Raw genomic sequence first — 21,986 nt, forward strand, 5'->3', positions numbered from 1 at the left:
GAATGAGAAAGCGATTTTATTTAGTGACAGCCCTTTCTTTGATCCTGGTTGCTTCTGCACCGCTTAATGCGAGTGCGGAAGCTCTAAATGATTCATTTTATAGCGCACAGGAAGTGGACGAGAATGTAGAAATAGAGGATTTTGGAGAAATAGAGGATGAGTTTATATCTGATGATATAACAGAGGGCGATTTGTTTTCTTCGCAGGCAGAAGAGTATTCCACTGGGGAAAGCAATGATTCAGCTGATGATGGTTGGACACAATTAGAAAATGAGTCTAAAATTTCTTTTAAATACGATAGTGAGAGCAAAACCCTTTCATTTAGGGCTTCAGAGCCGGCTGCATTACCTGATAATAATCAAGATGGAAGTTGCAGCGAATGGTATTTAAAAAATAAAGAAGTCAAAAATGCAACAAAAGTTGTAATTGGTGATAATATTACAAGAATTGGAGCTTTCAATTTTGACAATCATTTAAGTGCTTATCCAAATCTTAATACTGTTGAATTATCTGCATCTGTAAAAGAAATTGGAGCATCTGCTTTTAGTAATGTTGCCACATTATTAAGCATTAATCTTGAATCGGTTGAGAATATAGGAAATAGTGCATTTGGACATACTGGTATAGAGAGCGTTACATTTGATAAAAGTTTAGTTTCTATTGGAAATTATGCTTTTTATTATTGTGGAGCTTTAAAACAAGTAAATGCTAAAGGAACTGTTAGTATTGGTGAGTCTTCTTTTGAACAATGTAGGCAGTTAGCTTCTTTTCTATGTGATTCAAGTATTTCAATAACGGGTAGTAGTGCATTTTATTATTGCAGTGCATTGAGCGTGTTTAAATCTACATCTATAGTAGAAATTGGAAAATATGCTTTTGGACGTTGCACAAGTTTAAATGAGCTTGATTTTTCTGAAACACAAAAAATAGGTGATTATGCATTTTCAAGATCTGGTATCACAAAAGCTAACTTTGCAATGTTAAATGAAATTGGAAACAAAGCGTTTTTTAAATGTTCCAGTTTAACATCTATTTGTTATCATGGAAGTAAAACAGAATGGGATACAATTTCGAAAGATGCCAGTTGTCCAGCATCTGCAGTAATTCACTACAAAGCGGATACAGAAGAAGCAAAAGATCCGACTTGTACCGAACCAGGTCGTAAGGGTACTAACGTTTGCGATGTTTGTGGTAAGAGCTATTCCGATAAAGATGATACGGAAAGTGTTATTCCTGCATTAGGTCACAGCTATTCTGATGAGTATACCGTGGATAAACCAGCAACTTGTACAGAGAATGGCGAGAAGAGCAAGCATTGTACACGGGAAGGCTGCGAAGCGAAAGATGATATTCAAAAGATAGAGGCTCTCGGACATGATTATGTGGAAACAACAGTAGCACCTACCTGTACTGAAAAAGGAACTCTTACCAAAACCTGTAGCAGATGTAACGATGTTGTTACAGAAGAGATTCCGGCACTTGGTCATGATTTCGCAAAAGACTACACTGTAGATGTGAAAGCTACCTGCACAACTGACGGTAAGCAGAGCAAGCATTGCTCCAGATGTGATGCGAAAACAGATGAGCAGAAAATTCCAGCTCTTGGACATGATTTTACATCTAAAGTTACCAAGGAAGCTACTTGTACAGTTGATGGCGTGATTACCAAAACCTGCAGCAGATGTGATGCAACTGAAACAGAAGCAATCAAAGCACTTGGACATAAGTTCGGTGATTGGAAAGTAACAGCGGAAGCAACTGTACTTGCACCAGAGCAGCAGGAAAGAATCTGTGAGACCTGCGGAGCAAAAGAGACAAAAGCCGAAGGCACTGCATTAAAAGCAACAGCTACAGTCAATGCAACCACAGTAAAACTGAAAGTAAAACAGTCCACCTCTGGCCTGAAAGTTACAGGTCTTGCGAAAGGTGATTCCGTAAAATCCTGGAAGTCTACTAACACCAAGATCTTTACCGTAAAAGGAAAAGAGAATGGTACCTGCAAGCTCACAGCAAAGAAAGCTGGTACAGCGAAACTTCAGATTACTCTTGCCAGTGGACTGAAAAAGACAGTTACTGTAAAAGTCCAGAAAACAGCAGTAAAAACTACGAAGGTTACTGTGGCTAATACAAAGGTAACTGTTAAGAAGGGCAAAAAAGTGGCTCTGAAACCGGTTGTGAAACCGTTCACTTCCAAGCAGAAAGTTACTTATACAAGTTCCAATAAGAAAGTTGCAACCGTTTCCTCTAAGGGTGTTGTAACCGGAAAGAAAAAAGGAACAGCGAAAATTACTGTAAAATCTGGAAGTAAATCTGTAAAGGTAACTGTAAAGGTTAAATAAGCACCAATAATGGAGGCTCTTCTTCCGTAAGGAAGAGGGGCCTTTTTTAAAGGAAAGGAGCCTGGAATAAATGAAAAAAATAGGACTATGGAAAAAATTAGCCAGTTGGCTGCTTGTTTTTCTGTTAGTGCTGCAAATTCCGACAGACGTGTTTGCGGAGGAATGGATCAGCGGAACCGATATTTCTGTAGATAGCGATTTTGCAGAAGAAGACGCTGGTTATGTTGAAGAGGAAGAAAATACCGATTTTATCGATGATGAGAAAATAGAAGTACCGGAGAGCGATGGCTTTACCGATTCGGAAAACCTGTCAGAAGAAGAGACGGCTCTTTTTAGTGACGGAACCGATCAGGAAGAATCTAACGAAGAAACCCAGGAAGTACAGGTTACGGTAAGCGTCAGCAAAGATGGAAAGTTCCTGAATGATAAAGATGGTAATCCGATGGCTGGGCGGTCCATTACGCTTACCGGCAAAAATACATATAATATGGATGATGCCTTAAAGCTGGCCCATGATCTTTATTATCCGGGAGGAGCAGAAGCTGGATATGATTACCACGAAGATGAAAATGGGATATATGATGGCATAATATATAAATTGTGGGGATACAACAAAAATGATGTTCCCAATATTAAATCTATATTGAATCACGATACCCGAAATCTGGGATCGGCCCTTAGCCGTACCGTACAAAACGGCGATGAACTGCATTTTTTTATACAGGCACAAAACGGCAAGGATAAGTTTGCGTTTTTCACAGAAACTGAAGCAACCTATACCCAGGGACAGGAAATAACACTAAAGCTGAGACAGCGCAATGACTTTGGGGGATGTTTTTCAAATTGCACAGGGGCAAGCATTTATATTAATGGTGTCAAACAGGAAGAATTACTCACAGACTCAGAGGGAAATGTAACACTGCCAAAATTAGAAGCTGGCCAGAGTTATTTAATCACTGCGGAGAAATTGATCAATACCTCTGATGGGACGGAGGTAACGGACATTTCGGCTGCATATACAACCGTTACAGTTGTTCCTGCCAGTGAGCAGCCTGGAGATTATATCAGTAAAGTACATTTGCGTGTGGAAAAGGGAGAGACAACAAAAGAGGTCGAAACCGCCACATTAGATGGGGAAGACGCTTTATGGATTCCTTCGGAACTAAGTGATGGAAATTTCTATGTCAAAGCTGAGCTTACGGATGATATCCCAGAAGGTGCGGCAGTATATGCGGTTTATTCCAATCCACAGGATGGAAGCATCTATCGGGTAAAGCTGACAGATGGAAAAGAGACATTCTTAAAAAATACAACGGTTTTCCAGTGTGCAAATGTAACTTCTTCCATAAGATTTGAGGTACGGAAAAACGGAAATGTCTTACAATCTGTTAAGGTTCCAATATACTATCGGTCACATCTGACGAGCATGGAATTTTTGGATTCCTGGGGACATGAGATAGAAACTGGTTTGCAGGACACCCTGGAAGACCAGGTACTTGAAATAAAAGTTCCCCAGAATGCAAAATATTTTGACCTAAATTGCGGGACTTATTATGGTGGTATAAAGGAGCTCTTTTACTATAACAATAAACTGAATGTCACAGGGGCAACGGTCCAAAGCATCCCTGTAGGGCTTCGCTTTTTCCCGGATTGGGAAAAAAATGATGAATGCCGGATTTCATTTATTTTAGAAAAGAATGAAACTTATCATAATTCTAAAGATACAAAATATACCTTTGTCATAACACCGGGGGATATTGATTACACACCGGAAGTAACCGTAAACATCACTGGAAAATATGGGGCTGTTTATGAAAATTCAGAATCCCCCGTTCTCTCGGCTGGTGCAGAAGTGTTGCGTCCGGAAGAGGGAAAACTGACTTATCAATGGTATTATCTGGTCTTGCCTGATAATGTTTATGTGCCGGATTATGTAGCTCTTGATAAGTATGTAAAATTGGAGGGAGCCACCGAAGAAGCATATAGGGTTCCTACAGATTCCGTTTTTGACACAAGATATTATTGCTGTATCGTCAATTATGAAATCGATGGAAAAATATATCCTGCCAAAAGTGACTTTACCAAAATTGCGGTTGTGTCGGAAAAACTTGAAAAACCGGAGATAGAAACCCAGCCACAGCCTATTTCCTGGATACAAGGGAAGCCATTAACGGAAAAACTGGAAGTCAGTCTTAAGAAAGTTACTGGACAAGGCATTGCACAGTATCAATGGTATAAAAATACAGAGAATAGTAATGAAAACGGACAGGCTCTTGTAAATGAAACAAAAAGCTCTTATACACCTCCGGTTTCAGAACTTGGAACCACCTACTATTATTGTGAAGTCTGGTATGAGCGTACTGACCGGTCTTATGAACAGGGCAAAGATACAGAAAGAAATACTTTGACCAGCGAAAAAGTGGTTTCAAATCCGGTTGCTGTTACGGTTACGGAAGAACCGCTTCCATGGGAAGGAAACGGATCAGAAGAATCTCCATACCTTATTAAGTCAGTTTCGGATCTGGAAGCGCTGCGTGAAAAAGTAAATAAAGACGGATTTACTTTTTCAGATGCTTACTTCAGACTGGATGCGGATATTACCCTTCCGGATGGCTGGAAGCCGATCGGTGCAACAAAGAATGGCAAAGTTAATCTGGAAAATGGAGCAAACTTAAATGCATTTAGCGGCATCCTGGATGGCGCTGGACATACCATCACAGTGCCGGAAGGTGGGCTTCCACTGTTTGGCTATGTCAGAAATACCAGGATCCGGAACCTGAACATTTATGGAAAGAAAATCGCAGGTTACGGGCTTATCAATAACTTTGAAGGTGTCGGTCTTTCTGGAAGTGCAGTTGAGATTGATAATGTAACTTTAAAGAGTGGCTCCAGTACCTTAAAGTCCGGTCTTATTGGAGCAAATAAGACTACCAATCCTTATGCTGGTTGTTCTGCCGCATTTGTAGCAACGATTAAAAATTGCACCATCGAAAAGGGTGTTGTCATTGGGTATGACAAAAAACAGAGTCAGATCGGTGCCATCGCAGGGCGTATGCAGGGAACTATAAAGAACTGCGTGAGTTATGCAGATGTTTATGGAACGGATTATGTAGGTGGTATCATTGGAACCCGTGATAATGCCATGGGAACCTGTGAAGTCATCGGATCTGAATTCTATGGAACAGTAACTGCTTCCGGACAGCATGCCGGAGGTATTGTTGGTGGCGGATATGATGATTCTTCAGCTCCAAATGGAACAAAGGTTACCATTAATAACTGTGTGTCGGAGGGAACTGTTACAGGTGCAGATAAGGTTGGGGGTATTCTAGGTGGAGATACCTATGTGGCACAGACTTGGGACAACTGTCAGTATTCCCTTAGAAATAATTCCTTCACAGGAAAAGTCCAGGCTACTGGTGAAAATGCTTCCTATATAGGTGGAATCATTGGTTTCTATGACAGTCTGAACCGGATCGATGCGATTTCGAATAATTATTATTCAAAGGATTGCGGAGCTACAAATGGTATTGGATTCGTAAAATATATTGATACCAGCTGTGCTTCCCATGAGACATCAAGCGGATCTACCTATTTTAATACAGAAAATGGTACTACAGACTGTCCGGATGTAAACGGATGTGGTTGGAAAACTAGGTATAACCGTACGGACGATCCTCTTGGAGCAGATATGGACAAATTGTTCTCCACAGAAGGCCTGCGGATTACGGTAGATTCCCTGGAGCTTAGCGGTGATTATCGTACAGCGTTTGACATTGGGGAAGACCTTGATTTTACAGGAATGCAGGTAAAAGCCCTTATCAGTGATGGTACTGAACAGGAAATCCCGTGGACAGATCTTACTATTGAGGGATATAACAAAAATCAGCGTGGAGAGCAGACCTTAAAGCTTTCTTATAAAGAAGCTTTTACCCAGCTGACCGTAACTGTGCTGAAGAAAAATGCAGGAACGATCACTGTTAGCCTTACCCTTCTTGGAGACAGTGTACATAACAGTGATACAGACGGAACCTGCCATACTTTATATAACGGTAACCTGGAAACCTGGATCAAAAAGACAGATTACAAGGTAGATGGTAATGCAAATGTGCTTGCAGTATTAAAGACTGCTTTTGCAGAAAATAACATGACCTATCGTTCTGCAAAAGAAGAAAATTATATTGCCGGAATTACCCGGGCAGGAGAACCAGAACTTGCTGAATTTACAAACGGGGATTATAGCGGCTGGATGTACACTTTAAATGGTATCCATTCTGATCTTGGCGTAAAAGAGCAGTATCTGGAAGATGGAGACGAGATCGTTTTCCATTATACAGATGACTACCGGAAGGAACACGAACATGAGTGGTCGGAAAGCTGGTCTTATGACTCTGGATCCCATTGGCATGAATGTGTGTCCAGATATGGAACCTGTGATATTACTGATAATACGAAAAAGGGCGGCTATCAGAAGCATACCTATGGAGAAGGCAGGGTAGTAAACGCAGCTACCTGCAAAGCAGAAGGAAAGAAGGAATTTACCTGTCTGGTGTGCGGTTATACGAAGACGGAAACCATTCCAAAAACCAGCCAGCATACCTATGACGCTGGAACCATCACTAAACAGGCAACCTACACCGCAGCCGGGGAAAAGGTTTATACCTGTACTGTATGCGGGGCAACCAAAACAGAAGTGATCCCGATGCTTACTCACGACCATAACTTCACCTGGACAGTGATTTCCAAAGCGACTGTTTTTTCACCGGAAAAACAGGAGGGAATCTGCTCCATCTGCGGTGCAAAACAGAGCCGTGATAACGGAAGCAAGCTCACCGCAACCATGAAGTTAAATGTAACCTCCATCAAGCTTCAGAAGAAACAGGCTACGACAAAAGTAAAGGTTACCGGTCTGGCAAATGGGGATTCCGTGAAGTCCTGGACTTCCAGCAACAAAAAGATTGTGACCGTGGATAAAAACGGCAAGATCAAGGCTGGTAAGAAAACTGGAAGTGCGAAGATCACCATCACCTTAAAGAGTGGCAAGAAAGCAACCTTGAAGGTAAAGGTACAAAGCGCGAAGGTAAAAACAACTAAGATTACCGGATTAAAGACGAAGCTCACCCTGAAAAAGGGTAAGAGCCTTACCTTAAAGCCTGTTATTTCTCCAATCACCTCCCAGGAGAAGGTGACTTACACCACCTCTAATAAGAAGGTGGCAACTGTTACGAAAAAGGGTGTGATAAAAGCGAAGAAAAAAGGCACAGTACCATTACGGTAAAATCCGGAAAGGTTACCAAGAAGGTCAAAGTAACCGTAAAATAAGAATCGGAACATCCACCAATGTCGGAGAAAAGTTCTCTGGCGTGGTGGATGTTTTTTCTGGTTAAAAGAAAATGGGGAAAATAAAAGAAACCAGGAAAGGACCAGAAACTATAAATCCAGATGACAGTCCCCTCAAACAATGCTACAATACCTGTAGAGAAAGAATAAAAAGAAAGGGAAGCGTATGAACCAAAAACGAAAAAAGTGGTTGACCTTGTTATTAAGTCTGTTACTGCTTCTATGTGCCAGCGTGTTTACAGGCTGTGGGGGAGAGTCCTCTTCCGGGGAGCCTGCGACCTGTACGATCGAGATCTCCTGTGCGACGGTCCTGGATCACATGGAGGAGTTAAAGGAAACCAAAAAAGAGTTTGTCCCGGAGGATGGACAGATCCTAAAAAAGACAACGGTCTCATTTACCACAGGGGAGAGCGTCTTTGATATTTTAAAAACCATCTGTGGGGAAAAGGGGATTCAGATTTCTTCGAAGTACACCCCACTCTATGACAGCTACTATGTGGAAGGAATTAACCAGCTCTATGAGCTGGACTGCGGAAAAAATTCCGGCTGGATGTACAGTGTCAATGGGACATTTCCCAATTATGGGGCATCTGCGTACAAGCCAAAAGACGGGGATGTGATCTTGTGGGTGTACACCTGTGACCTTGGAAACGATGTGGGAAATCCCTATCAGGGAGACGAAAAATAGCCGGGTAAGCCCAACCGGTTCTAAACCACTGATCCTGCAAAAAGATTCATAGATTGCCAAAATTTGACAGATGCCATTTCAAATGCTATAATACTAATATTTGATATAGGTAGAAATATCAGAGAACGAAAAATTAAATAACCAGACATGGTTCAGCCAGATAAGGCTGATTTAGGAAAATTCGGTGCGATTCCGGAACCATAATCACTGTATGAAATCAGCGGTACATAACAGCGCATTTTAAGTCAGCATATTCCACTTGTCGTAAAGGACGGAGGCTCATCGAAGTAATGGGGCTCTGTTTTTGTTACCCTAAAAAGCGGAGGAAAGAAAAGAATGCGTGTTTATAAAGATGAAGAAATGCGCTGGAGTATGTTGCGGTATGACAGCCGGACATTTACAGCACAGCAGGCAAAAATGTTAAAGGGGGATGTTACAAGGAAGGAGATCCCGGAAAAATATATCTACATTGACGATGGCTGTTTTCGGGCAGATGGACGGATGCGGGAAGTCATTCTCCCACCAAATTGTAAGATTATTGGACGGGAAGCCTTTTTCCAGTGCCAGATCCGAAAGGAAGTTGTTCTTCCTAAGACATTGACGGAAATTAAACGGCGGGCGTTTTCAGAAAACCACAGCCTGCGTGCAGTCCATTTTCCAGCGTCCTTAAAAACCTTAGGACCAAAAGCTTACCGTGATTGTACCAATCTATTAAGAGCCGTGTTTGCAAAAGACTCAGAGTGCCGGGAAATCCAGGAGGGGGCATTTGATTCCTGTTCCAAGCTAAAAAGACTGGTGCTGCCAGACCACGTTGAAGTGATTGGAAGTAAAGCGTTCTTTCGGTGTAAGGAGTTAAAAAAGGTGATTTTCCCAGATACCTTGAAGGTAATCGAGGCAGAGGCGTTTCGGTTTACCGGCCTTGAGGAATTAAACCTTCCGGAAGGCTTAGTAGAGCTTGGCGAGAGTGCCTTTTTCAAATGCAACAACTAAAACATGTTGTGATCCCGGAGAGTGTGGATGTGATCGAACGCTGGGTATTCCATGGCTGCAACCGTCTGGAAACCGTAGAAATCCGTCACGATCCGGAGTATGTCGGTCCGTGGATCGTGAATAAGAGCTGTACCATTCGCTGTTATAAGGGCAGCAAGATGGATGCCTATTGTGATGAGTATGAACTGAAGAGGGAGTATATCGGTGCCGAAAGCGTTGTCAATGAATAAAGAAAAAAACAACAGAACGTGTGCAAACCTTACGGTAATGGATACCTTTTCTGCCTGTCATCCTTTTTTGAATTTTTTCTATTTTACAGTGGTACTTTTTTTTACCATGTTCAATCAACACCCGGTGTTCATCGGGATCTCTTATATTGGAGCATTTTCCTATTCGTTTTTATTAAACGGATGGGAAAAGACTCTGAAACAAAGCTTTCTTCTTACTCTGCCAGGTCTTCTCATTGTGGCACTATTAAATCCCATGTTTAATCATTACGGGGTTACCATGCTGTATTATGTAAAAAGCAGCGGCAACTGGATCACCCTGGAAGCACTTGTGTACGGTGTGGTGCTTGGCGCTGTGATGTTCGTAGTCATCCAGTGGTTTTCCTGTTACAATAAAGTGATGACAACGGATAAATTTATCTATCTGTTTGGGCGGATCATTCCGGCGCTTTCCCTGATCTTATCTATGGCGCTTCGGTTTGTGCCAAGGTTTACTGCACAGTTAAAAGTAATCCGAAGCGGGCAGAAAGCCATGGGACGGGATGTATCAGAAGGAAGCCTTTTTGCGCGTATCCGCCATGGGCTTAACATGCTCTCCATCCTGGTTACCTGGCGCTGGAAAACGCCATTGAGACCTCTGATTCCATGCGAAGCAGGGGATATGGTCTGAAGGGAAGGACTGCGTTTTCCATTTACCATTTTACAAGAAAAGATAAGTATGTCCTGGGAATGATGATCGGACTGTCTGCTATATTTACAGGGGGCTGTATCAAAGGGGCTGCCTATGCAAGTTATGATCCCAGAATCCTGTTAGCTGGCTTTACCATCCAGGGATACGCGGCACCCATTTCGGTTTCCCCGTTACTTGCCCTGCTTACTTATCTTTGTTTTGCAGCCTTTTGTTTTCTTCCAGTGCTGCTGGATGTGACAGAAACCATCCGCTTTTCCTATAGCAGGAGAAAAGAAACGGCGGACCTTGAAATGACGTATCAAAAAATTTACCAGACTCTGGAACAGGAAGGAACAGACAGATGAATCTTGTAGAAATAAAGGATTTCGGGTTTTCCTATCCGGAAAGTTCCAGAAAAGTTCTGGAGCATGTAAACCTGAACATAAAAGAAGGAACCTTAAATGTTATCATGGGAAGGAGCGGTTGTGGAAAAAGCACCCTGCTTCGCCAGTTAAAAAGCGTGCTTGCACCAGCTGGAGAAAAAGAGGGAGAGATCCTCTATCGGAATATTCCGCTTAGGGATACCGACCACCGCACACAGAGCCAGGAGATCGGGTTTGTGATGCAAAATCCGGACAACCAGATCGTGACCGATAAGGTATGGCATGAGCTGGCGTTTGGACTGGAAAGCCTTGGGTATGACAATGCCACCATCCGGCTTCGGGTGGCAGAGATGGCAAGTTATTTTGGTATCCAGAAGTGGTTTTATAAAAATGTATCGGAATTGTCAGGCGGGCAAAAACAGCTTCTAAACCTGGCTTCCGTGATGGCCATGCACCCGTCTTTACTGATCCTGGACGAGCCAACCTCCCAGTTGGATCCCATTGCAGCCTCCGATTTTCTGGAGACCGTGAAGAAGATTAATCGTGATATTGGGACTACTGTACTGCTCACCGAACACCGCCTGCAGGATATCATTCCGTATGCCGACCAGGTGTTTGTCATGGATGAGGGTACCCTGTTTATGGAAGGGACACCCCGGGAGATTGGAACCAAATTAAAGGAACAGCACCACGGCATGTTTTTATCCATGCCGGTTCCCATGCAGATTTATGCAGGGACAGAGAGCACCCTTACCTGTCCCCTTACCGTAAGTGAGGGCAGACAGTGGATCCGGGAATATATAGAAGAAAAAGGAATAAAAAAAGAACAGATCCAGCAGGCCAACCAAAGGTTGGAAAGACAGGGGGAGAAAAACAAAAACGAAACGGCAGGGCTTTTTGGGCATTTCAAGCGCCAGAAAGAAAATACGCCCCCAGCCATCCAGATGAAGGATGTCTGGTTTCGGTATGAAAAGGACAGCCCCGATGTCATTCAGGATCTGTCACTGGAAGTAAAAAAGGGAGAATTCTATGCCCTGGTAGGGGGAAACGGAACCGGAAAGAGTACCACCTTATCTTTACTTGGACGAGTACACCAGCCGTACAGCGGCAGAATCTACCTGGATGGAAAGGATCTTCGTTCCTTTTCCGACCGGGAGTTATACGGTGGGTATCTTGGTGTTATGCCACAGAATCCCCAGAGCATCTTTTTAAAAAAGACGGTACTAGAAGACCTCTATAGCGTGATCGGCGGAAAAAAAGAAAAGCCGTCCAGCGAGTACCCCATTTCCATGAAAAAGGAAAAAGCCATCGAGGGGATTGTAAGCCTTACCCATTTGGAAGGGTTGCTTAACCGCCATCCCTATGATTTAAGCGGCGGGGAGCAGCAGCGGCTTGCCCTTGCAAAAGTGCTTCTTCTTCGCCCGAAGATCCTTCTCATGGATGAACCGACCAAGGGAATGGATGCGGAATACAAAGAAGAGCTTGGAAGTATTTTAAAGAAGCTGCAATCCCATGGAATGACGATTTTCATGATTTCCCATGACGTGGAATTTGTAGCCGAGTATGCGGATACGACAGGCCTGTTTTTTGAGGGAAATGTGGTGACAAGCAAAAAGACAAGAGACTTTTTCGCTGGAAATAATTTTTATACCACTGCGGCAAACCGTATGGCAAGAGGTCTGTTTCCAGAGGCAGTTACCGGAAAGGATGTGGTGTCATGCTTGACGAATCCCAGTTAGATGAATTTCTGGATGAATTCTTTGGGGAAGAAAAACCAGCTTCGGATGCCGCCCGTTTAAAGAATTCGGGAAAACAAAATCCTTTCCATCGAAAAGAAGTTCCTTCTGAAGAACTGGAAGAATATACCCTTCCGTCCGACGGAATGATTATCCGCCAGATGGAGCGCCAGGGAAAGGTAAGCCGCCGCACCTGGTTTGCATTTGCGGTCATGCTGATCGTGGTACCAATCCTTCTATTCTTCTCGGTGAAGATATGGGGAGGGCGAAAATACCTGCTCTGCAGCCTGATCGTGGTAATGGCAGCCATGCTTCCCTTTTTTATGATGTTTGAGGGCAGGAAGCCAAAGGCAAGGGAGATCATGGTGATCTCCGTATTAGCTGCCATTGGCGTAGCAGGACGCGCCGCCTTTTTCATGGTGCCAAGCTTCAAGCCTGTGGCTGCCATCGTGATCTTAACCGGGATTTCCTTTGGCGGCGAGGCTGGATTTTTAGTTGGCAGCCTTACCATGCTGATCTCCAACATGTTTATGGGGCAGGGCCCCTGGACACCCTGGCAGATGTTTGCCTTTGGCATGATCGGATTTCTGGCAGGGATCCTGTACCAGAAGGGGATTTTAAAAGCCAGGAAGTTCTATCTTTGTATCTACGGATTTTTAAGTGTCTTTTTAATTTATGGAGGCATTATGAATCCTGCCAGCATCCTGATGTCCTACGGATATATTACAAAAAGCAGCCTGATCGCCTACTACATTTCAGGCGCCCCCGTGGATCTGGTACATGCAGCTTCCACCGTGATCTTCCTATGGCTGCTTAGCCGCCCGCTTCTGGAAAAGCTGGAGCGGATCAAGGTGAAATATGGGCTGATACAGGAATCAGAGAACCGGTAATAGAAAATAGATGTAAGTGGAATTTGATTTTTAAAAGAAGGAGAAACGAAAAATGTTAAATCCCAAAAAGAAAAGGACTGGATGCTATCTTGCCGGAATTCTGGCGGCGGCAGCAGCCATCAGCCTGTTATCTGGCTGCGGTGGTGGGACACCGTCCTTAGAGGAAGCATTAAAGAAAACTGCTTCCTATGAACAGACAAGTATTCCCTCCCCAGCTTCCGATTCCCTCGGCGGAGAGTGGACGGTGATCGCACTGGCACGCTCCGGGAAAGCGGCAGAGGACGGCTATTACGAAAAATACAGGGCAAACTTAGAAAAGCGCGTCAAGGAGCAGGAAGGGGTATTAAGTGAAAACCGCTATACCGAGTATGCAAGGGCTGTCCTGGCTTGTAAGGCCATCGGGATCGATCCTTCCGATATTGGAGGGTATGACCTTATAAAGTCCCTGGAAGATTTTGAGGCTGTAACCGCGCAGGGGTTAAATGGAGCCGTGTATGCCTTCTTGCCTTAAATGCGGACCGCTCGGACGTAGACGGGGAACTGGAACAAAAGTATCTGACCTACATTGTGGGACAGGAAAAGCCATCCGGTGGATTTTCCTTAGATGACAGTTCCGATACCGCAGATGTGGATCTGACTGCCATGACCTTACAGTGCTTAGAGCCCTATGCCACAGAGGAAGAAATCAGTGCCATCATTGACCGTGGCGTGGAATTTTTAGCGGATGCGCAGGCAGAGGATGGCGGTTATGAGGCGTATGGGGATAAAAGCTCCGAGTCCGTTTCCCAGGTAATCCTTGCGCTTAGCACGTATGGAATCGACTGTAACAAGGATGCACGTTTCCGGAAAAAGGAAAAAGGGCTTTACGACAACCTGATGGAGTATTATAAAAAAGATGGAAGCTTTTCCCATCTATTAGACGGGGACAGCGATCCCATGGCTACCGACCAGGCGTTTTGTGCAATGGCGGCATACAGCCGGTTTTTAAATTGCAAAACCAGTTTTTATGATATGAGCGATACCAATTGACACATAAGAAAAAGAACCTGGATCAGCCAGTAAAAAGGGCAGGAGGAAAGAAATGGCAGATAAGATCACACAGCTTCAGAAGGAGCTTGGAACCATTATAAAAGGAAAAAAAGAAGTTACGGATAAGATTATCATGGCAGTGCTGGCAAGAGGACATGTGCTTTTGGAAGACGTTCCTGGTGTTGGAAAGACAACCACAGCTTTGGCACTTTGCCGTCTTATGGGAATGGATTTTAACCGGATCCAGTTTACGCCGGATGTAGTTCCTTCCGATGTAACCGGATTTACCATGTACGAAAAACAGACGGGCAGATTCATCTACCGCCCAGGCGCGGTGATGTGCAACATGCTTCTGGCGGACGAGATCAACCGTACCTCCAGCAAAACCCAGGCAGCCCTTCTGGAAGTCATGGAAGAGGGAAAGGTAACGGTAGATAACGAGACACATCCGGTTCCGCAGCCCTTTGTAGTCATTGCTACAGAGAACCCTACCGGCTCTTCCGGAACCCAGATGCTGCCGGAATCCCAGTTAGACCGATTTATGATAAGCCTTTCCATGGGCTACCCGGATCACGAAAACCTGGTAGAGCTGCTTCGGGACCGGCAGACAAAAAATCCGTTGGAGAACGCGAAAGCTGTTATTACCAAAGAAGAAGTTGTTATGCTTCAGGATCAGGTACAAAAAGTATATATGGCAGATTCCATCCTGAACTATATTGCAACCCTTGCAGAGGCAACCAGAAACCATCCGATGATCACACTTGGTCTTAGCCCCCGTGGAACCCTGGCTTTATGCCGTATGACAAAGGCGGCAGCCTTCATGGAAGAACGGGATTATGTGATCCCGGAAGATGTAAAAAAAGTATTCACAGATGTAACCGCACACCGTATGATCCTGGATTCAAGAGCCAGATACCAGGAGCAGAGTGCGAAGGACATTCTGGAAGAAATTTTAAAAGATACATCGGCGCCGAAGGTAGAGGGAGAATGAAAAACAGGATTTTACTACTTATATGGTTCATATTGCTTGCCCTGGCTGCGGTTTTTACCGGAGTCTGGGTATATGCCGTCCTTTTGCTTTTGTCCGCCCTTGCGGTAGTGGCGTTTTTGCTGCTTGGTTTCTTTTGCGGAAAAAAGATCACTATGAAGCTAAAGCTCCCCAAAGCTGCGGAACAGGATGGAATCTGGAAGGGGGAGCTTCAGATCGCAAATGGCTCTGTCCTTCCGGTATTTCTAGGAAAAGGCAGCCTGCATTTGGAAAATCATTTTACTGGGGAGAAGATGGAGCTTCCGTTTTCGTTTTCCCTTAAAGGAAAGGGGAAAAAAGCCATTGACTTCCAGGGAAAAAGCCAGTGGTGCGGTTGTATTTACGCCACCTTACACACCTGGCGCTCCTATGATTTCTTTGGTCTGGCAGGGCAAAAGAGGAAGGCGGGGCTGTCCGCTTGTACGGTGGTGATGCCCTGTGAGCAAAAGGAAGATTTTCAGTTTCTCACAAAAGAGGGCTTTGACATGGAGAGCTTCCGCTATTCCGGAGCCCGTCCTGGGGATGATCCGGGGGAGACCTTTGATATCCGGGAATACCAGGAGGGGGACAGCATTCGTCAGATCCACTGGAAGTTGACCGGCAAGTTAGATAAAATGATGATCCGCCAGAGAAGTTTCCCGGTGGATGATACGGTCCTGATCCTGGCAGAGCCCTATTTAAAGGAAAAAGCTCCAGCCGTAGCACAGACGCTTGGTGAAGTGTTTGCCGCAGTTTTAAATAGTTTTATGGAACAGGGCATTTCCTGTCAGGCAGGCGTGTTTGACCACAGCACCGGACATTTTTACATTGAAAAAATACGCACCCGCGAGGATTATGAAACTATTCTCTATTTATTCCTCCGCCACGGAGGGGAGGGGGAAAAGCCCTGCACCATCACAGAATATCTTCACACTCCGGGACAACAAAGATTTGCAAATTATATTTATATTACAGGCACCCCAGAAGAGGAAGATCTTAGAAGCCTTCGAACCCGGGGCGAGGTAACCGTTGTAAGCTGTGGAACCACAGCAGATAAAGGAGAAACCATCACATGGAAGTATGGATCACAAGACAAGAAGAAAAACATAGAAGATACCTGCCCGGTATCCTGCTGGAAAGTTTCCTGATTTTTCTGGTAAATGGCGTTGGTACCTTTGCGCTTTTGCATACCCTGATTCCGTCTGTGAATGGGATTCCTTTTTTGGTGAGCGTCACTGTGACCGCCCTTCTCTGTGCCGTTCTTTTCAGGCTTCGGGAACATTTGGTTGCTGCGGTTTTCTCGTTAAGTGCAGCTGCCGGGATCTGCCTGTTTGCGTTCTCTGGCATGCTTTTAAACGGATTTCTTTCACTCTGGAACCAGCTTGCAGAAGTTCTTGGGAAAAAAGCAGGGATCTACCTTACCATCTACCAGCTGAAGGATTCTGGAAAAGCAAATGGGGAGCTGGCAGTTCTTATTTTCCTTGGCATTGCCTGTGGGCTGTTTGGCTTCTTAATCCTGAAGCTTCGGTGGTATGTGCTGCTCCTTCTTTTTGCGGCAGTCCTTCCGGTGGTTCTGGTAAAAACAGAACTGCTTCCAGATACCAGGCTTTGTCTTGGCTTTTACGCTGGAACCCTGTTAGAATTAAACTACATGACGAAAAATAAAGGGGGAAACTTAGGTAACGCTGCCGACGTGGCCGCTTTTATTGCCGGGGCATTTGGTCTTCTTCTGGTCTCCGTTTTCGGGGGCATGTTTCTTCAAAGCCTGGTGCCAAAGAATGAGTACCAGGACTCCCAGCTTGTGGCAAATGCCAAAGAAGAGGCATTAAGTGGACTTTCCAGGATCCGTTACAAAGGGCAGGGGGCAAATTCCCTTCCAAATGGAAAGCTAAAGCAGACCGGATCCTGGAGTGCATCATCGGATACAGCACTTGAAATTACCATGGAGCACCCGGCTTCTTTGTATCTGCGTGGCTTTGTGGGAAGTGTTTATGACGGCTCTTCCTGGACAGAGATTTCCACGGAAGAGGCCTATGAAGAAAAAGACTTGTATTATTGGCTTCACCAGGAGGGCTTTTATGGAGAAACCCAGCTTCTAAATGCAAGAAATCTGATCCAGGACGATTCTCTCTCCGGTGAGACGGGAACCATCTCCATAAAAAATAAAACGGCAAGCAGTAAATACCTTTATACCCCGTATGAGCTCTCTGGTCTGCCAGACGGCTACACAGGTGAAAATGCCCAGGCGGACAGCACCCTGTACGCCAGAGGCCTGTTTGGAGAAAGAACCTATCGTTTTTCCTCCCTTGGAAATCTGGTAAGTGATTTTACCACCCTTGGGGCAAAGGTCTATCAGACATTGACCGCTGGAAATAATGCAGGGAATGGCGGTGCGGATGCCGTCAATTCCTACCGAAGCCAGGAGAGTTATTACAATACCTTTGTTTATCAGGAAGATACCGCTCTTCCAGCGTCCTTAAAAACCCTGTTTCAAAAGGAACTTGGAGACGGCGGAAACCGTGATGAGGGACATACCGATTACTACACGGCAATCACCAGGATCCGTTCCTATCTGGAAAAGAACATGACCTACAGCTCCCAGACCGATGTGTTTTCAGAAGACGGGGATTTTACGGAGAACTTCTTAACCAGCTCCAAGATCGGACACAGCGTCCATTTTGCGACAGCGGCGGCTTTGATGTTCCGTTACTATGGCATTCCAGCCCGGTACGTGGAAGGGTACTTAATTACGCCACAGGATGTGGAGGGAAAACAGGCTGGGGATACCATTGAGATCCCAGGCACCAACGGACATGCCTGGACGGAGATCTATGTGGACGGGCTTGGCTGGATCCCTCTTGAAATGACACCTTCCTATTACGGGGTCATGGAGGAAGCCAACTTAAAAACCGGTCTGGAAGCCAAAGGAAAACTGGCAGCTTCGATTCCGGAGACAGAATCACAGCCTCCAGTGGAAGAGAACATCCGTACCAATTTCAGCCTGAAGCTGGCATTGTTTGGAATCGAAAAATTCCTCCTTCTGTTTTTAATCGTATTTGATACGTTTATGTTCCTGTTCATCCTGGCTGTGATATTCCTAAGAACATTTACAAACCGAAAGAGAAGAAAGTGCTTTGCCTCCCAGGATACCAAACTGGCAGTCCGGGCGATGGCGGGCTATGCCAGAGTGTTATACGAGCATGGCACACAGTATTCAGATGAGACCACATTACTCTATGAAAAAGTAAGAAAGATTGGACAAAAGGCAGCGTTTAGCCCCCATCCGGTATCGGCCTCCGAACGCCATGATACGGCAAGCTGTATCCGGCATTTAAAAAAGGAATTAAAAGCATCTGCAAGCTGGTATGACAGATGGATCATGAAATACATTGAAAGACTTTATTGACAGGAAAGGAGGCTGTTTATGAAAGAAAAAAAGAAGAAAAGAAAAATACTGGCAGCACTCATTCCTGTGGCAGTACTTTTTCTGGCTGTTGTCGTTTTTGCACAGGGCGTATTAAAAAGTGAGCCCGAGGCAGTACCAAACCCGGTGCAGGGAATCAGTGCAGACAGCTCCTTAAAAGGGTATCTGGGAACCGGTTTTGCCTATGCAGGATCTAAGACAGATGGAAACGGCGAGGAAGCGGAAGAGCAACAGGAACAGGCACAGCTTCTTCCGGAAGAGACACCGACTCCTACGATCACACCGGAGCCGACAAAGGAACCTGCGGCGCAGACGGTGACACCAACTCCTAAGCCGGAGGAGAGCGTAACGCCCACACCCCAGGCGACGGTGACGGAAGCGCCGCCAGAAAATAATAACAATACAAACCAAAATCAGGAAAATGAGAGTAACACGATTGAATATGATAACCAGGATGATCCCGACAATTCTGAGCAGCCATCGGAATCACCAGATACCGATGATAACCGGAACCAGGACGGGGCACAGACTCCGAACGAGGATCTGCCACCTGTTACCCCGGCACCGGAAGAGCCGCAGATCACTGCGACACCTGCCCCTACGGAAAGTCCAGAGGAACCGGTAGAAGATAATTACCCGAAGATTGCCACAGACCTTACCGATGGGGAGACCGTCAATGCTTCTTACCGTACCTTTTACATCCAGGCAACCGATCACTATGGAAACAGCCTGGGTGCAGCGTCTGTTTCTGTAACTGGAAACGGACAGCAGCTGAGCTGTCAGGGACAGCCGGCGGAAGGCATTTTGGCTTATCGCCTGGAACTGGCAGAGGGTGCCAACACCATAGAAATCAAGGCAACCGATGAAGAGGGATATACCACCACACTTCCTGCGTTTACCCTATATAAAGGGGAAGATGCAGGACCACAGGTGGCAGGCTCTATCACCATCAGCATTGAAGCTGGCACAGTAGGACTTGGAACCATCCTTCCGGCAACCTCTATTGAATATTACCAGGGAGAACAGTTATCCTCTGTGCTGCTTCGGCTTTTGCAGAACACAGGCTTTGACTGGAGAAACAATGGGGATGCCACCAGCGGCTTTTATTTAAAAGCAATCGGAAGGGGCGGCATTTCCGCAAATGCGGCTATTCCGGATGACCTGATGGCGCATTTGCAGGAAGTAAACTGTCAGTTATCCGATCACGATTCCAACTGGCTTGGAGAGTTTGATTTTACCATGGACTCTGGCTGGCTGTATTCTGTGAACGGTGAATACATGAGTGTTGGAATGTCTTCCTATTTCCCAGCGGACGGGGATGAGGTAAGGCTTCGATTTTCCCTTTATTCCGGTGCCGACGTAGGCGGCGGAGTAAACGGCGAGACATGGGGGGACTGGTAAATGAAAAAAAGATTGGTAATGGGAACCCTAACGGCAGCTCTGATTGCTGGAAGTGTTCCTTATGAGATACATGCACAGCAAGAAGTGATGATACAAAGCGAAGAAGGAGGACCAGAAGAGCCTTCGGAACCGGAACAGCCGGAGCCTGCTCCAAGTGAGGAACCACAGCCGACCATGGAGCCAGAGCCCACTGTGGCACCACAGCCGACCGTGGAGCCAGAGCCTACACAGGCACCAGCTCCAACTGAGACTCCACAAGAGCCGACTGCAACACCGGTTCCGGAGCCAACTACGGCACCAACAGAAACTCCGGCTCCAACCGAGATTCCACAGCCGACTGCGACTCCAACCCCGGCTTTGGTGAGCGTGGGACTTCAAATTGAGCCGGGAGATGCCAGTGTGGTGATCCTGGATGCAGAGGGAAACCCGGTTTCCGCAGAAGAAAATGGACGGTATTCTCTTTTACAGGGACAGGCGTATGAACTTTATGTCCGTAAAGAAGGGTACCAGGAATTCTACCAGAAGATCACGGCAGATCCTGCGGTGACGGAATATACCATCACCCTTCTTAGCGGCAACACAGCCTTAAAGGGCTTGTATGTTTCCAGTTCCGACAAGTACGGAAAAGGAATCTTAAAATTAAGCCCGGATCTGGCTCCAGATAAGGAAAAATTTGAGACTTCCTACGATGGCGAACGGCAGAGCCTGAACATCTGGCCAGAAGTAGAGGATGAAAAAGCTTCTGTTAAGGTTTATGCCATCAGCGGTATCAAGGCAGGAACTGTAGAAAAAGATGAGACCATCACGGGAACGAAAGACAACAAAGACCGCCTCTACTGGAAGATCTTTTTTGCCGACCAGGAAAAAGAGGCGAAGGTCCGCCTGGAGGTAAAAGCAGAGGACGGGACAACCAGAGACTATTATATTACCCTGAAACTTACCGATACGACAGCTCCGGTACTAAAAAAAATCAGTGCCAGCCGTATCTCCACGGACACTGCTTCTGCTGTCTATAAAACTTCCGAAAAGGGAACCTGTTATTACCAGGTGATTGAGGCAGGGGCAAAGGTACCCGCCCTAGATACAAGTGGGAAAGGAACAGAAGTATTAGCCGGAACCAATACCATTACCCTGACTGGATTATCCTCCGGGGAAAAAGACCTGGTGATCGTGGTAAAGGATGCAGCGGGAAATGTAAGTGATTCTTTAGTCATGGGGATCCCGGATATAAAAACAGCCGGTACCCCTGGAAACCTGGTACATGGCTCCGACCATGGCGGAAATAAGTCCCAGGCCACTATCCCAGGACAAAACGGCGAGGGTTCCTTATCCAATTTAAAACAGGTGGAGGGAAGCAAAGCTGGAGGCAAAGAGGGGGAGAAAACCACTGGGGAGATTAAGGCTTCCTTAAAGCTCCAGGGGGAGAAACAGACTTCTTTGTTTGGAAATATGAAGACAGCTGACACCAAAAAAAATGAGTCCCCGAAGTGGACAGACCGGACAGGGAAGAAATATGCAAAGGATTTAAAGCCTGGCTATACCATAGCAGGGGAGAAGGTGATGGAAAAAGCCACTCCCTCCCCGGTGGTAGAAGAAAAAAGTGAGGCGTCAGATGGTTTTACAGAAGAAACGAAAACCACAGTTACAAATACAACTGGAAAGAACCAGGCTCAGGAGGAATCTTTTGCAGGAAGTGTGACAAGAGGAATCCAAAAAGCAAGTCTGACAACAAAATTTCTTCTGGTGATTGCGGTATTGGAAACTGGTTTTGCTCTCTTTTTTGTAACGGCAAAGAAAAGGTTTAAAAAAGAAAGCAAGAAAAAGCCCAAAATAACGGCGTAAGCAAAGAAAAGAAGGGAGAACTGA

16 protein-coding genes are annotated in these 21,986 nt (G+C 45.4%); all 16 read left to right on the forward strand.

The window, feature by feature from the left end:
- The first annotated feature begins 2 nt into the window (after window positions 1-2).
- On the forward strand, window positions 3-2,339 hold the full coding sequence (locus tag DW904_RS11470; RefSeq protein ID WP_202187711.1) for a leucine-rich repeat protein: 2,337 nt from the start codon (window positions 3-5) through the stop codon (window positions 2,337-2,339).
- 70 nt (window positions 2,340-2,409) lie between these two features.
- Window positions 2,410-7,614: a DUF4430 domain-containing protein gene (locus tag DW904_RS11475; RefSeq protein ID WP_118580654.1), complete on the forward strand. Its 5,205-nt coding sequence runs from the start codon at window positions 2,410-2,412 to the stop codon at window positions 7,612-7,614.
- Window positions 7,615-7,842: 228 nt separating this feature from the next.
- Window positions 7,843-8,364 (forward strand): DUF4430 domain-containing protein, encoded by a 522-nt coding sequence (locus DW904_RS11480; protein WP_118580657.1) that lies wholly within the window; start codon window positions 7,843-7,845, stop codon window positions 8,362-8,364.
- A gap of 336 nt (window positions 8,365-8,700) precedes the next feature.
- Entirely contained in the window at window positions 8,701-9,354 is a 654-nt protein-coding gene (locus tag DW904_RS11485) for a leucine-rich repeat domain-containing protein (RefSeq protein WP_243110403.1), read from the forward strand.
- On the forward strand, window positions 9,342-9,584 hold the full coding sequence (locus DW904_RS23970; RefSeq protein ID WP_243110404.1) for a leucine-rich repeat domain-containing protein: 243 nt from the start codon (window positions 9,342-9,344) through the stop codon (window positions 9,582-9,584). Before DW904_RS11485 ends, DW904_RS23970 begins: the two co-directional genes overlap by 13 nt.
- 106 nt (window positions 9,585-9,690) lie before the next feature.
- Window positions 9,691-10,251, forward strand: coding sequence for an energy-coupling factor transporter transmembrane component T (locus DW904_RS23975; RefSeq protein ID WP_243110405.1), 561 nt, complete (start codon window positions 9,691-9,693; stop codon window positions 10,249-10,251).
- Window positions 10,227-10,616: a hypothetical protein gene (locus DW904_RS23980; RefSeq protein ID WP_243110406.1), complete on the forward strand. Its 390-nt coding sequence runs from the start codon at window positions 10,227-10,229 to the stop codon at window positions 10,614-10,616. Before DW904_RS23975 ends, DW904_RS23980 begins: the two co-directional genes overlap by 25 nt.
- On the forward strand, window positions 10,613-12,373 hold the full coding sequence (locus tag DW904_RS11495) for an ABC transporter ATP-binding protein (RefSeq protein WP_118580660.1): 1,761 nt from the start codon (window positions 10,613-10,615) through the stop codon (window positions 12,371-12,373). Before DW904_RS23980 ends, DW904_RS11495 begins: the two co-directional genes overlap by 4 nt.
- Window positions 12,352-13,260, forward strand: coding sequence for an ECF transporter S component (locus DW904_RS11500; protein WP_243110407.1), 909 nt, complete (start codon window positions 12,352-12,354; stop codon window positions 13,258-13,260). Before DW904_RS11495 ends, DW904_RS11500 begins: the two co-directional genes overlap by 22 nt.
- Window positions 13,261-13,312: 52 nt before the next feature.
- Complete coding sequence (locus tag DW904_RS11505) at window positions 13,313-13,771, forward strand: hypothetical protein (RefSeq protein WP_118580663.1); 459 nt, start codon at window positions 13,313-13,315, stop codon at window positions 13,769-13,771.
- A gap of 56 nt (window positions 13,772-13,827) precedes the next feature.
- Window positions 13,828-14,289 carry a prenyltransferase/squalene oxidase repeat-containing protein gene (locus DW904_RS11510; RefSeq protein ID WP_118580666.1) on the forward strand — a complete coding sequence of 154 codons (462 nt, stop codon included), beginning with the start codon at window positions 13,828-13,830 and terminating at the stop codon, window positions 14,287-14,289.
- Window positions 14,290-14,341: 52 nt separating this feature from the next.
- A complete protein-coding gene (locus DW904_RS11515; protein WP_118580669.1) occupies window positions 14,342-15,280 on the forward strand; it encodes a MoxR family ATPase in 939 nt (312 codons plus the stop codon).
- Window positions 15,277-16,443, forward strand: a complete 1,167-nt coding sequence (locus tag DW904_RS11520) for a DUF58 domain-containing protein (protein ID WP_118580672.1) — start codon at window positions 15,277-15,279, stop codon at window positions 16,441-16,443. The genes DW904_RS11515 and DW904_RS11520 overlap by 4 nt, the downstream gene beginning before the upstream one ends.
- Window positions 16,368-18,701: a transglutaminase domain-containing protein gene (locus DW904_RS11525; RefSeq protein ID WP_118580675.1), complete on the forward strand. Its 2,334-nt coding sequence runs from the start codon at window positions 16,368-16,370 to the stop codon at window positions 18,699-18,701. The genes DW904_RS11520 and DW904_RS11525 overlap by 76 nt, the downstream gene beginning before the upstream one ends.
- Window positions 18,702-18,719: 18 nt before the next feature.
- Complete coding sequence (locus DW904_RS11530; RefSeq protein WP_118580678.1) at window positions 18,720-20,120, forward strand: DUF4430 domain-containing protein; 1,401 nt, start codon at window positions 18,720-18,722, stop codon at window positions 20,118-20,120.
- On the forward strand, window positions 20,121-21,962 hold the full coding sequence (locus DW904_RS11535) for a hypothetical protein (RefSeq protein WP_118580681.1): 1,842 nt from the start codon (window positions 20,121-20,123) through the stop codon (window positions 21,960-21,962). It abuts the gene before it with no gap.
- Window positions 21,963-21,986 lie beyond the last annotated feature (24 nt).

It is taken from the genome of Ruminococcus sp. AM42-11, from assembly GCF_003480145.1.
Lineage (GTDB): Bacteria > Bacillota > Clostridia > Lachnospirales > Lachnospiraceae > Blautia_A > Blautia_A faecis.

Bases quoted from the DNA above. Each gene is read 5' to 3' on its own strand.
- DW904_RS11480 (WP_118580657.1), top strand. From the start codon at position 7,843: ATGAACCAAAAACGAAAAAAGTGGTTGACCTTGTTATTAAGTCTGTTA.
- DW904_RS11530 (WP_118580678.1), top strand. From the start codon at position 18,720: ATGAAAGAAAAAAAGAAGAAAAGAAAAATACTGGCAGCACTCATTCCT.
- DW904_RS23980 (WP_243110406.1), top strand. From the start codon at position 10,227: ATGCGAAGCAGGGGATATGGTCTGAAGGGAAGGACTGCGTTTTCCATT.
- DW904_RS11505 (WP_118580663.1), top strand. From the start codon at position 13,313: ATGTTAAATCCCAAAAAGAAAAGGACTGGATGCTATCTTGCCGGAATT.
- DW904_RS11485 (WP_243110403.1), top strand. From the start codon at position 8,701: ATGCGTGTTTATAAAGATGAAGAAATGCGCTGGAGTATGTTGCGGTAT.
- DW904_RS11515 (WP_118580669.1), top strand. From the start codon at position 14,342: ATGGCAGATAAGATCACACAGCTTCAGAAGGAGCTTGGAACCATTATA.
- DW904_RS11470 (WP_202187711.1), top strand. From the start codon at position 3: ATGAGAAAGCGATTTTATTTAGTGACAGCCCTTTCTTTGATCCTGGTT.
- DW904_RS11520 (WP_118580672.1), top strand. From the start codon at position 15,277: ATGAAAAACAGGATTTTACTACTTATATGGTTCATATTGCTTGCCCTG.
- DW904_RS11475 (WP_118580654.1), top strand. From the start codon at position 2,410: ATGAAAAAAATAGGACTATGGAAAAAATTAGCCAGTTGGCTGCTTGTT.
- DW904_RS23970 (WP_243110404.1), top strand. From the start codon at position 9,342: ATGCAACAACTAAAACATGTTGTGATCCCGGAGAGTGTGGATGTGATC.
- DW904_RS11525 (WP_118580675.1), top strand. From the start codon at position 16,368: ATGGAAGTATGGATCACAAGACAAGAAGAAAAACATAGAAGATACCTG.
- DW904_RS23975 (WP_243110405.1), top strand. From the start codon at position 9,691: ATGTTCAATCAACACCCGGTGTTCATCGGGATCTCTTATATTGGAGCA.
- DW904_RS11500 (WP_243110407.1), top strand. From the start codon at position 12,352: ATGCTTGACGAATCCCAGTTAGATGAATTTCTGGATGAATTCTTTGGG.
- DW904_RS11535 (WP_118580681.1), top strand. From the start codon at position 20,121: ATGAAAAAAAGATTGGTAATGGGAACCCTAACGGCAGCTCTGATTGCT.
- DW904_RS11495 (WP_118580660.1), top strand. From the start codon at position 10,613: ATGAATCTTGTAGAAATAAAGGATTTCGGGTTTTCCTATCCGGAAAGT.